Below are 14261 nucleotides of genomic sequence, written 5' to 3'. Positions count from 1 at the left end.
AACGGTGAGTGATCCGAGCGGGCCGACGACGCCCGTGCCCGGTCCTGGCGGTGACGACCGACCGACCGCCCCCACGTCCCGGGGCGGCTCCGCGACGTCGCGCCTGACCGGGATGATCCGCGCGACGTTCGCGGACACGACGCCGCTGCGCACCCCGGCCTACCGGCGGCTGTGGTCGGCGGGCGTGGTCACCGTGATCGGTGCGCAGCTGTCCGTCGTGGCGGTGCCGACGCAGATCTACGCGATGACCGGCTCGTCCGCCTACGTCGGCCTGACCGGCCTGTTCGGGCTCGTCCCGCTCGTCGTGTTCGGGCTGTGGGGCGGCGCGGTCGCGGACGCGATGGACCGCCGGGTGATGCTGCTGGTCACCGGTGCCGGCGTCGCCGTCACGTCGCTGTCGTTGTGGGTCGTGTCCGCCTCCGGCGTCGGCAACGTCTGGGTGGTGCTGTGCCTGTTCGCCGTCCAGTCGGCGATGCTCGCGATGAACCAGCCCACCCGCAGTGCGGTCATCCCCCGTCTGCTGCCGGCCGACCAGCTGCCGGCCGCGAACGCGTTGAACATGACGGTCATGCAGCTCGGCGCCGTGCTCGGGCCGCTGCTGGCCGGGGTGCTGATCCCGGTCGTCGGGCTCCCGACGCTGTACCTGCTGGACGCGATCGCGCTGCTGGCCACGCTGTGGGCGACCTGGCGGCTGCCCCCGCTCCCGGTGGACGGCGCGCAGCGCCCTGCCCGCGACCGGATGGGCGTGCGCGCGGTGCTCGACGGCTTCCGCTACGTCGGCATGCACAAGGTGCTGCTGGTGTCGTTCCTCGCCGACATCATCGCGATGGGCTTCGGCATGCCGCGCATCGTGTTCCCGGAGATGTCCCAGAAGGTGTTCGGCGATCCGCCGGGCGGCGGGTTCGCACTCGGCCTGCTGTTCGCCGCGATCCCGATCGGCATGGTCGCCGCCGGCGTGCTGTCCGGATGGCTGCAACGGGTGGAGCGCCAGGGCGTCGCGGTCGTCGCCGCGATCTGTGTGTGGGGACTCGGCGTCGCCGTGTTCGGTCTGACCGGATCGCTGCTCCTCGCCGTGCTGGCGCTGGCGCTGGCCGGGGCGGGTGACCTGGTCAGCTCCGTGTACCGGAACTCGATGCTGCAGACCGTCGCCACCGACGAGATGCGCGGCCGCATGCAGGGCGTGTTCGGCGTCGTCGTGGCGGGCGGACCGCGCCTGGCGGACCTCTGGCACGGCCCGTCCGCCGCGGCGATCGGGCCGGGGCTCACGGCGACGATCGGTGGGGTCGCCGTCATCGTCGTCATGGCGTTGGTCGTGTGGCGGTTTCCCGAGTTCTGGCGCTACCGCGCACCTCGCGCGCCCTCGGCGTGACCTGGTTGCGCGGCCGGGGCGGCCGGATCGAGTTCGGCGGCGACTACAACCCCGAGCAGTGGCCACGCGAGGTGTGGCGCTCCGACGTCGAGCTGATGCGCGAGGCGGGCGTCTCGCTCGTCACGGTCGGCGTGTTCTCGTGGGCACGCCTGCAGCCGGGGCCCGACGAGTGGTCGCTGGACTGGCTCGACGACGTCATGGATCTGATGCACGACGGCGGCATCGCCGTCGACCTGGCGACCGCGACGGCGTCGCCCCCGCCGTGGCTGACCGCGAAGCATCCCGAGGTGCTCCCGGTCGACGAGCACGGACGCACGGTCTGGCCGGGCGGGCGCCAGCACTGGCGTCCGACGTCGCCGATCTTCCGCGGGTACGCGCTGACGCTGGCCGGCGTGCTCGCCCACCGCTACCGCGACCATCCCGCACTCGTCGCGTGGCACGTGAACAACGAGCTCGGCTGCCACAACGCGCACGACTACTCCGACGACGCCGCGCAGGCGTTCCGGGACTGGCTGCGCGAGCGCTACCTCGTGCTCGACGCGCTGAACGACGCGTGGGCGACGGCGTTCTGGTCGCAGGGGTACCGGGACTGGGACGAGATCCTGCCGCCGCGTCTCGCGGGGGCCGCGCCGAACCCGTCGCAGACCCTGGACTTCTGGCGGTTCAGCTCGGACGCGCTGCGCGACCACCTGCGCTCCGAGCGGGACCTGTTGCGCGACATCAGTCCTGGCGTGCCGGTGACCACGAACTTCATGGTGATGGCGAACGCGCAGCGGATGGACTACGCGTCGTGGGCCTCCGATGTGGACATCGTCTCGAACGATCACTACGTGTTCCCGGAGCCGCTCGGTCGCGACGAGCTCTCGTTCTCCGCGAACCTGACGTCCGGGCTGGCCGGCGGCGAGCCGTGGTGGCTGATGGAGCACTCGCCGAGCGCGGTGAACTGGCAGCCGGTCAACCACGCCAAGCGCCGCGGCGAGCTGGAACGCGACTCGCTGACCCATCTCGCGCACGGCGCGGACGCGATCTGCTTCTTCCAGTGGCGCCAGTCCGCTGCCGGGGCGGAGCGGTTCCACTCGGCGATGGTGCCGCACGCCGGAGCGGACTCCGGGACGTTCCGCGCCGTCAGCCGGCTCGGCTCCACACTGGACCGGCTCGCACCGGTCGCCGGGACGCGCCGGACGCCCGCGCCGGTGGCATTGCTGTTCGACTGGCCGTCCTGGTGGGCCACCACGCAGCCGTTCTTGCCCAGCTCCGAGCTGGACCTGCGCGGCGAGGCACTGGCCTGGTACCGGGCACTGCTCGACGCCGGGTTCCGCTGCGACGTGCTGCCGGCGGGTGCCGACCTGACCGGCTACCGGGTCGCGGTCGCGCCGATGCTGCACGTCATGAGCACGTCCGACGCGGCGCGCCTGACGCAGCGGGTCCGCGGAGGGCTGCACCTGGTCGCGACGTACTTCTCGGGCGTCGCCGACGCCCGCCTGCACGTCCACCTCGGCGGCTACCCCGGTGCGCTGCGCGACCTACTGGGCATTCGGATCGAGGAGTTCGCGCCGCCGGCCGCCGACGAGACGGTCACCCTGGACGCGTTCGGCGCGACCGGGAGTGTGTGGACGGACCGGATCGACGTGGTCGCCGACGACGTGGAGGTGCTCGCCCGCTACACGTCCGGTGAGCAGGCGGGGCGCCCGGCGATCACCCGTCGGGCCGTCGGCCGCGGCTCGGCGACGTGGGTGTCCACCCGTATCGACGACCGCACACTGCCCGCTCTGGCCTCGACGCTGCTGCCCGCCGACGTCACGCCGGAGTTGGGGCCGGAGGCGGCCGGCCGGGTCGAGCTGGTGGTGCGGGAGCCGTTCCGCTTCCTGATCAACCGCACCGACGACGAGATCGACGTCGCGATCGCCGGCGAGGTACTGCACGGCACCCCGGCCGAGGACGGCGTCCGGCTGGGCCCGCGCGAGGTCGCCGTCGTCCGCGCGCCAGCCTGATCCCGCCCCCGCCCCCGCCCCGCCCCTCCCGAACGAACGGCACCTTCGTGCAATCACACTGCACGAACGGCACCTTCGTTCGGATTCAGCCCAGGTCCGGTGGGGTGGACCCGTCCCGGGCGGCCGCGGCGAGCGTCTCGCCCAGTACCGGTGCGAACTTCATCAGGTTCTCGCCGTACACGGCCAGTACCGGTCCGGAGCGGCGGAACAGGATGCCGTCGCCGGTGTCCGGGGCGTGCGTGCAGTACAGCCGGTCGAGGACGGCGGGGTCGACGGTCAGGTGCTCCGTCGCGTACTCGACGACGGCCCGCTCCGACGCGACCGATGCCGCCTCCTGACCGTTCTCCCACGACACGAGCGACGACGGCAGGGTGGCGCCGACCGACCATCGTCCTGGCCCGGTGCGGTGCTGGTAGGTCGACACCCGGCCGGGCGACGCGTCGATCCATGCCGGGACCGGCCCGTCGTCGGGCAGCGCGAACGTGAACCGGACGTGGTGCTCCAGCGCCTGCGGAAGCTCGATCCCGACGGGCAGAGCCAGCGCCGGCGTGTCCGCTCCCGCGGCGACGACGACGGTATCGGCGGCGTAGATGCCGTCCGGTGTGGACACCGTGCCCTCGTCGATCGAGGTGACCCGCTCGTGGTGCACGACCGTCCCGACCTCGGCGGACAGCAGCCGTCGCACCCCGTCGACGTCGAGCACCCCGCCGGACGGGTCGACGAGCACCGGCCCCTCCACCGAACGGGTCGGCAGCGTGCCGTCCGCGAGATCGAACGAATGCGGAGCGCCGGCCGACGCCATCGCCCGCGCACGATCGGGGGCGTCCGTCCCGCTGACCACGCACCCGCAGGGATCGAGCAGGGGCGTGCCTGCCCGCGTCGACCACCCGTCGAACGCGGTCCGGGCTCGCGACGCGTACCGGACCAGCTCGGGATCGGTGTGCGCCAACCGGAAGATGCGCGACGAGCCGGCGGAGCGCTCACCCATCACCACGTCGGACGACTCGAACACGAGCACGTCCTCGCCGGCCGCCACCAGCGCTGCGGCGGTGGACATCCCGACGACCCCGGCCCCGACCACGGCGATCCTCATCCCACGTGACGGTACCGGGGGTGGCGAGAGTCTCCTGTCGTAACGCTGGACGATGCAAACTCCGCCCGGCGGACTAGCGTGTGCGGCAGAACCCCAAGATCCCAGCTGTGAGAGGGAACCTCCACATGTCCGACGAGAAGGCCGCCGACACCGCGACACTGCACTACAGCGGCGGCGAGTTCGAGACGGCGGTGCACACCCCGACCGAGGGTGCACAAGCCGTCGACGTGAGCAAACTGCTCGGGCAGACCGGCCTCGTCACCTACGACCCGGGCTTCACCAGCACGGCGGCCTGTTCCTCGGCCATCACCTACATCGACGGCGACGCCGGGATCCTGCGCTACCGCGGCTATCCGATCGACGAGCTGGCCAGCAACTCGTCGTACCTCGAGGTCAGCTACCTGCTGATCTACGGCGAGCTGCCGTCCACGCAGCAGCTCGAGGCGTTCACCACCGGCATCAGCCGGCACACGCTGCTGCACGAGGACCTGAAGGGCTTCTTCGACGGGTTCCCGCGCGACGCGCACCCGATGCCGGTTTTGTCGTCCGCGGTCAGCGCCCTGTCGACGTTCTACCAGGACAGCCTCGACCCGCACGACGAGGCGGCCGTCGAGCTGTCCACGCTGCGCCTGATGGCGAAGGTCTTCACGATCGCCGCCTACGCGTACAAGAAGTCCGTCGGCCAGCCGTTCCTCTACCCGGACAACTCGATGAGCCTGGTGGAGAACTTCCTGCGGATGACGTTCGGCTTCCCGGCGGAGCCCTACGACGTCGACCCGGACATGGCCCGCGCGCTGGACACGCTGCTGATCCTGCACGCCGACCACGAGCAGAACTGCTCGACGTCGACGGTCCGGCTCGTCGGCTCCAGCCAGGCGAACCTGTTCGCGTCCATCTCGGCCGGCATCAACGCGCTGTTCGGGCCGCTGCACGGCGGCGCGAACCAGGCCGTCCTGGAGATGCTCACGCGGATCCGGGACACCGAGAACGGCGACGTCGAGGCGTTCGTCAAGCGGGTCAAGAACCGCGAGCAGGGCGCCCGGTTGATGGGCTTCGGGCACCGGGTCTACAAGAACTACGACCCGCGCGCGAAGATCGTCAAGCAGCAGGCGGAGACGATCCTGAAGAAGCTCGGCGTGCAGGACCCGCTGCTGGACATCGCCATGACGCTCGAGGAGAAGGCGCTCGCCGACGACTACTTCGTCGAGCGCAAGCTCTACCCGAACGTCGACTTCTACACCGGCGTGATCTACCGGGCGATGGGTTTCCCGGTGAAGATGTTCACCGTGCTGTTCGCGCTCGGCCGCCTGCCCGGCTGGATCGCGCACTGGCGCGAGATGATGAACGACCCGCAGAACAAGATCGGCCGCCCGCGCCAGCTCTACACCGGAGAGGGCGAGCGGAGCTACGTCGCGATCGGGAAGCGCTGACTCCACGGCGCCCGCCACCGGTCGCCGCGCGGCCGGAGGCGGGCGCCGCTAGCGTCGGCCCATGGCCGACTCGACCGCCGTCGTCTGGTTCCGGCGTGACCTGAGGGTCGCCGACCAGCCCACGTTCCTCGCCGCCGCGGACGCCGCGGACCGGGCGCTCGCGCTGTTCGTGCTGGACCCTGCGCTGCTCGAACCGTCCGGCGGAGCGCGCAAGAACTTCCTGTACGGCTGCCTGCGGGAGCTGGACGACGCGCTCGGCGGGAAGCTGCTCGTGGTCAAGGGTGACCCGGCGGACGTCGTGCCGCGGGTGGCGAAGGCCGTCGGCGCGTCCACCGTGCACGTGGCCGCCGACTACGGGCCCTACGGGCGGCAGCGCGACGAGGACACCGAGAAGGCCCTGGCCGACGCCGGCGCGGAGCTGGTGCGCACCGGCTCGCCGTACGCCGTCGCACCGGATCGCGTGAAGAACGGCAGTGGCGACCCGTTCAAGGTGTTCACGCCGTTCAGCCGCGCGTGGGCCGATCACGGCTGGCGGGCGCCTGCGGACACCGACGCGTCGACCGTCACCTGGATGGACCCCGGGAAGAAGGACGGCGGGCCGCGGGCGGTGCAGGTCCCGGCCGACGAGAAGATCGACTCGGAGTTGCCGGATCCGGGGGAGAAGGCCGCGCTCGACCGCTGGTCCGACTTCCTCGACGGCGGCGTGCAGGGCTATCAGACCGACCGCGACCTGCCTGCCAAGAAGGGCACGTCCGGGATGTCGCCGTACCTGAAGTACGGCTGCGTCCATCCACGCACGATGCTGGCCGACCTGGCGAAGCGGAAGTCGTCGACCTCGGCGAGCGCGTACCGGACCGAGATCGCGTGGCGCGAGTTCTACGCCGACGTGCTCTTCCAGCGCCCGGACTCGGCGCGGGAGAACTACGACAAGAAGTTCGACGCGCTGCCGGTCGAGTACGGCAAGGACGCCGACGAGGCGTTCGCGGCCTGGCAGGAGGGCCGCACCGGGTTCCCGATCGTCGACGCCGGGATGCGCCAGCTGCGCGCCGAGGCGTGGATGCACAACCGGGTGCGGATGATCGTCGCGTCGTTCCTGGTGAAGGACCTGCACCTGCCGTGGTGGTGGGGCGCACGGCACTTCATGCAGCTGCTCGTCGACGGCGACCTGGCGTCCAACCAGCACGGGTGGCAGTGGACGGCCGGCTGCGGGACCGACGCCGCCCCCTACTTCCGGATCTTCAATCCGATCACCCAGGGCGAGCGCTTCGACCCCGAGGGCGAGTACGTCCGCCGCTGGGTGCCCGAGCTGGCGGGCGTGCAGGGCAAGGCCGTCCACCAGCCGTGGAAGCTGCGCGACGGGATCCCGGGCGGCTACCCCGAGCCGATGGTCGAGCACAAGGTCGAGCGCCAGGAGGCGCTCGACCGCTACGAGAAGGTCAAGGCCGCGCGGTAGGCGACCCGCGCAGGGCCTCGGACCAGCTGACCTTGGCTCCGGTGCGCAGCACGGAGTTCTGGTAGATCCGCGCGGCGAGCCGGACCACGACCGCGATCGCGATCACGGCCAGCACGAACGCGATCAGCTGCTCCCAGCCGGACGCCACCCCGATCGCGGCCCGCGCTGGCATCAGCGACTGGGACAGGAACGGGATGAACGACAGCACCGTGATCAGCGGGTTGCGCGGGTCGTTCGGCAGCACGCTGACCGACAGCACGAACGGGATCAGCAGCGGGAAGATCAGCGGCGTGATGGCCGACTGCAGCTCCTCCTGCCGGGACACGGTCGCCCCGAGCGCGCCGAACGCCGACGCGTAGAGGAAGAACCCGACCAGATACCAGAGCAGGCCCGTCCCGATCGCGGACAACGCGGCCGTCGGGACGGTGAGCGCACCGACCGCCAGCCCGCCCACGATGCCGATCGCACCGAGGATCACGAGCTGGAGCAGCCCGACCAGTCCCAGCCCGAGGATCTTGCCCGCCAGCAGGTGGACCGGGCGGATCGTGGACAGCAGCAGCTCGACCACCCGGCTGGACTTCTCCTCCACCACACCCTGGGCCACCAGGGAGCCGTAGGTCTGAACGGAGATGAACAGCAGGAAGGCGACGGCGAACGCGACCCCGATCCGCTGCCCGCGCAGCGGATCCTCCGGGTTCACGGAGCTCACCTGGACGGCCGCGGTCCGGTCGATCGCCGCCGGGTCGGCGCCCGCCGCCCGCAGGGCCGTGTCGGTGGCGTTCTGGCGCAGCGCGTTCGAGACGAGGTTCTGCAGGTCGCCGTCGACGTCGTCCAGGCCGATCAGCCGGTAGCCGCCGGGGCCGCCCTCCAGCACGGCGTCCGGTGCGTCGTCGCCGCGCAGCGTCTGGTCGGCCGGACCGGGCGCGTCGGTGAGCGTCAGGTCGGTGCCTGCCCGCTCGGCTGCCGACGCCAGTACCGGACGCAGCTGCTGGGCCTGCCCGGACAGCGCGATCGACGACGACGAGAACTGGCTGCCGATGAACGCGAACAGCACCGCGTACCCGACCAGGATCACTACCGTGATCACCAGGCCGATCAGGAACGTCCGGGAGCGCAGCGTCGTGCTGATCTCCCGGCGCGCGATCAGAGCGATCGCGGCGCCCGCACCGAGCGGGGCGCTCACGACCGCGCCCCTGCGGTCTCGGGCTGCGGCTCGACGACGACGCGGTCGGCGACCGCGTCCCGGTAGAGCTCGGTGAGCGGTGGGCGGTACGGCGTGAACTCGCGGACCGGGCCCGCCGCGGCCGCCGCGCGCAGGACGGCCTGGTCGTCGGTCCCGTCGTCCAGCGCGACGCGGACCCAGTCGCCACCCGGACGGTGCCCGGCCTCCAGCACGGTCACGCCGGCCACACCGTCCGGCCATCCGGCCGGCGGGCCGACCACGTCGATCCGCGCCGTCTCCCCGGCGCGCAGCTCGTCCACCGTCCCGACGGCGACCATCCGGCCTGCCGAGATGATCCCGACCCGGTCACAGAGCCGTTCGACGAGCTCCAGCTGGTGGCTCGAGAAGATCACCGGGGTGCCGGACGCGGCCTTCTCGGCCAGCACCCCGCTCATCGTCTCCACGGCCGTCGGGTCCAGCCCGGAGAACGGCTCGTCCAGCACGAGCACGTCCGGGTCGTGCACCAGCGCCGCGCAGAGCTGCACCCGTTGCTGGTTGCCCAGCGAGAGCTTCTCCACCGCGTCCCCGGCACGCGCCGAGATCCCCACGCGCTCGGTCCATCGTTCGACGGCCGTGCGCGCGTCACCGGCGCTCATGCCGTGCAGCCGGGCGAGGTAGCCGAGCTGCTCGGCCACCCTCATCTTCGGGTACAGCCCCCGTTCCTCTGGCATGTAGCCGATCCGCCGCCGCACGTCCGCGTCGATCGGCGCGCCCTGCCAGCTGACCGTCCCCCCGTCGGACGCCAGCACCCCCAGGACGATCCGCATCGTCGTCGTCTTGCCTGCCCCGTTGCCCCCGACGAACCCGAACAGCTCCCCCGGACGGACGTCGAACGAGACGCCGTCCAGGGCAGTGACGGTTCCGAAGCGCTTGGTCAACCCCTCGATCGCCAGCACGCCCGGACCCTAGCGCGACCCCCCGACACCTGCATCGGAAATGCAGCCGGATCGTTGCCGCCCAGCCGATTGCACGGGGTAGCGATCGTGGAAGTCGCTGGGTAGCGTCTCCGGATCGACGACCATGGGGGTGGCGACGGTGAGCTCTGATCAGCCGGTCGGAACGAAGGACGCCAACGAGGTACCGAAACCGGTTCTCCGCAAAGCCGTCGCCGCGTCGGCGATCGGGAACGGCACGGAGTGGTTCGACTACGGGCTCTACGCGAACCTGACGGTCATCCTCGGTGACCAGTTCTTCCCCGGCCAGGGAGAGAATGCAGCCGCTCTGACGCTGCTGGGTCTCGCCGTCTCGTTCATCCTCCGCCCGCTGGGCGGCTTCATCTGGGGACCGCTGGGCGACCGCCTCGGCCGTCAACGCGTCCTGGCGATGACGATCCTGCTGATGAGTGTGTGTACGGCGCTGATCGGAGTGCTGCCGACGGCGGCGAGCGTCGGCATCCTGGCGCCGATCCTGCTGTTCGCGCTGCGCATCGTGCAGGGCTTCTCCACCGGTGGCGAGTACGGAGGCGCGGCCACGTTCATGGCCGAGTACGCCCCGGACAAGAAGCGCGGCTTCTGGGGCAGCTTCCTGGAGTTCGGCACGCTGGCCGGCTTCGCAGCCGGTACGGGCGTCGTCTACGCCGTCCGTGCCATCGTGGGCGAGGCCGCGATGAACGACTGGGGCTGGCGGATCCCGTTCCTGATCGCGCTGCCGCTGGGTCTGATCGGGCTCTACCTGCGATCCCGCATCGAGGACACGCCGGTGTTCCGCGACCTGGAGGACAAGGGCGAGAAGGAGGAGAAGGCCACCGGTGCGTTCGCGGACCTGTTCCGCAGCTACTGGCGACCGATCCTGGTCCTGTTCGGGCTGGTCATCGCCCTGAACGTGGTCAACTACACGCTGCTGACCTACACCTCGACCTACCTGCAGACGACGATCGACATGGATGCGGGCGACGCGGAGCTGCTGCTGATCATCGGCCAGCTCGCGATGATGCTGCTCATCCCGTTCGCGGGCGCGCTGTCCGACCGGATCGGACGGAAACCGTGCTGGTGGATATCGCTGATCGGCATCCTGGTGTTGGCGATACCGATGTACCAGCTGATGTCGCAGGGGTTCGGGCTGGCGATCCTCGGGTTCACCGTGCTCGGCCTGATCTACATCCTGCAGCTCGGCACGATCTCGGCGACGTTCCCGGCGATGTTCCCGACGCACGTGCGCTACGCGGGCATGGCGATCTCGTACAACGTCGCCACGGCGATCTTCGGCGGAACCGCGCCGTACGTGAACGAGTCCGTCGTCGCCACGCCGGGGAACGAACTGTTCCCCGCCTACTACATGATGGGCGCCTGCGTGATCGGGCTGATCTCGATGTTCTTCCTGAAGGAGACGAGGGGCGCGTCGCTGAGGGGCCGGGAGATCCCGGTGGCACCGGAGCTCGTCAGGGCGTCGTGACCGGCGCGCCGCTACCGCCACCCGTGCGGTAGCGGCCTGAGCGGGACCGACGTCTCGGTCCACAGGTACGTCCAGCACACGGTGCCGTCCCCGAGCACGACCCGGACCCGGCGGTACTCGGGGCCCTCGTAGTCGTCGAGGCCGGGCAGGGCGGTGACCGGGTCGGCCAGGTCGACGACGTATCCCGGCACGTCACCCTGCACGCCGTCGCGGGTCAGCGCGGGGAAGCCGAGCCCGGTGTCCGACACCGTGCCGGGAAGAGCGGCCTCGCGTGGTTCGCCCGTGACGTGCGGCGCCATCAACGGCCAGGACGGCTGTCCCGGCATGAGCAGCCCGTAGACGAACACCCGCGCCGGCCAGGCGTCCGGGTGCGGCGTGCCGTCGACCGTCTCCGCGTCGATGCCGTCGTCCGGCGCCGGCTCGCCGGTCAGCGCCGTCGCCCCGGCCTGGTCCACGTCCGAGCAGAACACCGGAGCGCCGTCCACCAGCAGCGGGTGCCGGCTGCGTCGCCGAACGTCGGGATCCAGTCCCAGGTAGGCGCAGCAGCCGTCGACGACCCCGCCGTCCTCGACGCGCACGGTGCCGGTCCGCAGCCGGCCCAGTCGATGGCGTTGCGGGTCGGCGCCGCGGCCCTCGACGCGGTCCAGCGGCACGAACTGCTCCGGCGCCGCCATCCACACGGCGTGCTGCTCCGTGCGGTTCGCGGCGACCAGCACGGCGGGCCTCTGGTCGTCGACGACGCGCAGACCGGCCGCCCACGCGGCCGCGAGCCCGGTCGTCGTCGCGCGGAGCACGACGACCGGGCCGGTCAGCCCGCGCTCGTCGCGCATCCAGGTGATCTTCGACGGGTTCGCGTTCGACCCGTAGGCCAGCACCGGCACCCGTCCGGGCAGCGGCGGCGCACCCCGGGCCTCGAGCCAGGCGTCGAGATCACCGCCGTCGACGCACCAGCCGGACGGCTGCGCGGGGTCCGGCTCCAGCACCCGGCTCACGCCGTCGACGTGCACGAACGACGTCGGCGGGCGCGCACCCGGGTACGGATCGGCCGGAAAGAGGTCGTCCGGCCAGGCCTCGGGTGGCACGGAGGTCAGTCGTCCCCGCTCGTCGGCACCGAGATCCCGTAGCCGCGGATCTTGCGGTAGATCGTCGCGCGGGACATGCCGAGGCGGCGGGCCGCCTCCGCCTTGTTCCCGTCCGCGTCGATCAGCGCGTCCACGATCGCGTCGCACTCGATCGCCTCGAGCGGGGTGAGAACCCGGCGGGTGATCGCCCTGGTCTCGGCCGGGAGGTCGTCCGGGCGGATCACGCCGGTCCGGCGGCGGGCCACGACCTTGCGCAGCACCTGGTAGAGCTGCTCGACGTTGCCCGGCCAGCGGTTGCGCATCAGGACGCGCATCGCCTCCGGGGAGCACGTCAGGTCGGCGCCCCTGGTCAGCCGCGACAGCAGGTACGGCACCAGCTCCGCGACGTCCTCGATGTGGTGGCGCAGCGGCGGGACCTCGATCGTCCGCGGGAACACCCCGAGCAGCTCGGTCAGCTCCGGGGCGTCCGGGTGCGCGTCCGGCATCGGCCCGCGGGTGGCCACCACCCACGGCCGTTCCAGGTCGGTGGACTCGCGGTGCGGCTCCAGCGCGTCGGTCAGCGCCTGCGCCGCGGAGGCGCTGAGCCGGTCGACCCGCTGGAGCACCAGCGTTCCGCCGCCGGTGGAGAGCTCCTCGTTGACCTCGGCCATCCACCGCGGCCCGAAGTCCTCGGCGTCGAGCACCCGGACGTGCCCGGCGGGTGTGTGCATCTGGTGGGTGGCGCGCGCGAGCGTGGTCCGCCCGCTGCCCTGCTCGCCCTCCAGCACCAGCCACTCGCGGGTGCGGAAGTGCCGGTCGACGGCCTGACAGCACTTCGCCCACAGAGCACCGGACCCGACGGCGGCCGGGAGCGCCGTCGTGATCGTCGGGTGTGCGGGCCGCACCGCGGCCGGCTCCCTCGACGTGAGTTTGACCTGCAGGATCCCGCCGGACACACCGCCGTCGGACCAGCTCGGACGGCAGTGCACGCGGGCACACGCGCCGCTCGGCAGGTCGACGACGAGCTGGCGGGCCCGCCCGGATCGCAGCGCCTCGCCGGCGTCGGCCAGCAGCGGCGCCTGGTCCGCCGGGTCGATCAGCTCGCGGGCGCGGTCGTTCATCATCAGCAGGTCGTCGCTGACGGCGAACACGGCGCCGCTGCTGCGCTGGACGGTCGTCAGGTAGTCCTGCAGCAGCGTCAGCTCGCGCCTGCCGGACTGCTCGAGCAGGTTCTCCTCGATCCGGCGGGCCATCGACGACGCGGTCGCCACCATCAGCGCGTTCGCCTCGCGACGCCAGCACGTCAGGTCGATGACGCCGACGACCTTCCCGGAAACCGGGTGCCGGATCGGCGCGCCCGCGCAGGCCAGGTCCTCGAGGTGCTCGACGTAGTGCTCGCACCCGAACACCTCGGTGGCCCTGCGGCCCTCCAGCGCGGTGCCGATGCCGTTCGTGCCCACGTAGCGCTCGGCGTAGGAGAAGCCGGGCGCGAGCCACACCTTGTCCAGATGCTGGTTCAGCGTGGAGTCGCCGGTCCGCCGTTCGAGGACGACGCCGTCGGCGTCGCACAGGATGAGGCTGACCGGCTCCGTCGCGAACTGGTCGGCCAGCTCGGCGACGACCGGGCGCGCGGCCCGCAGCAGCGGGGTGTCCGGCTCCGCGGCCGTCTCGTACGGGAGCTCCAGGTGGTCGGCGGGGACCGACAGCTCACGCGAGCGGATCCACGAGGCGAGGATCGGCCCCCGCACCGAGCCGGGCGACAGCGCGTCGTCGACCAGGAACGCGTCCCTGGCCACGGCGATCCGCTCGGCTGCCGCGGAGGACGGCGCGGCAAGGCCACCGTCCTGCGAGACGGTGGTGTGGGCGTCGCGGTGGTGGTGGGTTGACGCGGGTTCGGGCGGAAGAACCAACCGGTTGCCCTCCTCGGAGCAGCGACGGTCCGCGTGTGCGGTGCAGCCGGGTAGCCCCAAGAACATTACTGGGACAGAAGAGAGATCACCACCGGGGTGTGTCGGGCAGCGTCTCATATTGAGACCCCAGGTGCCGGGCCGTGCATGTGTGATTCGCAGCACGGAAGAGATCGGGGCCACACGGTGCCCGTTTGATTCCGCGTTCGACCACAACCCGGGGCGCCCGCGCTCGCTCCGCGGTCCGGCGGTCGGGCGAGTGGCCGTAGCCCTCCGAGGCTCGGGACCGGTGAGGAGCCGGCTCCACCCGCGGAGACGAGGACGGGGTCCGGTCACACGAACGA

At 71.7% G+C, this 14261-nt stretch carries 10 protein-coding genes; 5 read left to right on the top strand and 5 right to left on the bottom strand.

Annotated features, from left to right (window positions below):
* The first annotated feature begins 112 nt into the window (after positions 1-112).
* The gene (locus tag EV378_RS13810; RefSeq protein ID WP_132427873.1) at positions 113-1369 is read left to right on the top strand and encodes an MFS transporter; all 1257 of its coding nucleotides are present in this window, start codon (positions 113-115) and stop codon (positions 1367-1369) included.
* Entirely contained in the window at positions 1315-3360 is a 2046-nt protein-coding gene (locus tag EV378_RS13805; RefSeq protein WP_243653444.1) for a beta-galactosidase, read from the top strand. The genes EV378_RS13810 and EV378_RS13805 overlap by 55 nt, the downstream gene beginning before the upstream one ends.
* Before the next feature lie 85 nt (positions 3361-3445).
* On the opposite strand, the gene EV378_RS13800 is transcribed toward EV378_RS13805, so the two are convergent.
* Positions 3446-4453 (bottom strand): NAD(P)/FAD-dependent oxidoreductase, encoded by a 1008-nt coding sequence (locus EV378_RS13800; RefSeq protein WP_132424904.1) that lies wholly within the window; start codon positions 4451-4453, stop codon positions 3446-3448.
* A 125-nt stretch (positions 4454-4578) separates the two neighbouring features.
* On the opposite strand from EV378_RS13800, the gene EV378_RS13795 reads away from it, so the two are divergent.
* Both EV378_RS13795 and EV378_RS13790 read left to right on the top strand, forming a co-directional pair.
* Positions 4579-5883, top strand: coding sequence for a citrate synthase (locus EV378_RS13795; protein ID WP_132424901.1), 1305 nt, complete (start codon positions 4579-4581; stop codon positions 5881-5883).
* Between the two features lie 61 nt (positions 5884-5944).
* Entirely contained in the window at positions 5945-7336 is a 1392-nt protein-coding gene (locus EV378_RS13790) for a cryptochrome/photolyase family protein (RefSeq protein WP_132424898.1), read from the top strand.
* On the opposite strand, the gene EV378_RS13785 is transcribed toward EV378_RS13790, so the two are convergent.
* Together EV378_RS13785 and EV378_RS13780 are read right to left on the bottom strand one after the other, a co-directional pair.
* Positions 7320-8519 carry an ABC transporter permease gene (locus EV378_RS13785; protein ID WP_132424895.1) on the bottom strand — a complete coding sequence of 400 codons (1200 nt, stop codon included), beginning with the start codon at positions 8517-8519 and terminating at the stop codon, positions 7320-7322. The genes EV378_RS13790 and EV378_RS13785 overlap by 17 nt on opposite strands.
* On the bottom strand, positions 8516-9454 hold the full coding sequence (locus tag EV378_RS13780) for an ABC transporter ATP-binding protein (protein ID WP_132424892.1): 939 nt from the start codon (positions 9452-9454) through the stop codon (positions 8516-8518). The genes EV378_RS13785 and EV378_RS13780 overlap by 4 nt, the downstream gene beginning before the upstream one ends.
* 139 nt (positions 9455-9593) lie before the next feature.
* Between EV378_RS13780 and EV378_RS13775 the strand changes: the two genes are divergently transcribed.
* Entirely contained in the window at positions 9594-10949 is a 1356-nt protein-coding gene (locus EV378_RS13775; protein WP_243653443.1) for an MFS transporter, read from the top strand.
* An 11-nt stretch (positions 10950-10960) separates the two neighbouring features.
* Here the strand turns inward: EV378_RS13775 and EV378_RS13770 are convergent, their stop codons facing one another.
* Complete coding sequence (locus EV378_RS13770; RefSeq protein ID WP_243653442.1) at positions 10961-12031, bottom strand: gamma-glutamylcyclotransferase family protein; 1071 nt, start codon at positions 12029-12031, stop codon at positions 10961-10963.
* A gap of 5 nt (positions 12032-12036) precedes the next feature.
* Complete coding sequence (locus EV378_RS13765) at positions 12037-13920, bottom strand: sigma-54-dependent Fis family transcriptional regulator (RefSeq protein WP_243653441.1); 1884 nt, start codon at positions 13918-13920, stop codon at positions 12037-12039.
* Positions 13921-14261: the final 341 nt, after the last annotated feature.

Source organism: Pseudonocardia endophytica (genome assembly GCF_004339565.1).
GTDB lineage: Bacteria > Actinomycetota > Actinomycetes > Mycobacteriales > Pseudonocardiaceae > Pseudonocardia > Pseudonocardia endophytica.
The sequence above is the reverse complement of the archived record's forward strand: the minus strand, read 5'-3'. Positions and strand labels throughout refer to the sequence as shown.

What these genes read in the sequence shown, in the direction of transcription:
- EV378_RS13810 (WP_132427873.1), top strand. Translation starts at nt 113, where the DNA reads ATGATCCGCGCGACGTTCGCGGACACGACGCCGCTGCGCACCCCGGCC.
- EV378_RS13800 (WP_132424904.1), bottom strand. Translation starts at nt 4,453, where the DNA reads ATGAGGATCGCCGTGGTCGGGGCCGGGGTCGTCGGGATGTCCACCGCC.
- EV378_RS13795 (WP_132424901.1), top strand. Translation starts at nt 4,579, where the DNA reads ATGTCCGACGAGAAGGCCGCCGACACCGCGACACTGCACTACAGCGGC.
- EV378_RS13790 (WP_132424898.1), top strand. Translation starts at nt 5,945, where the DNA reads ATGGCCGACTCGACCGCCGTCGTCTGGTTCCGGCGTGACCTGAGGGTC.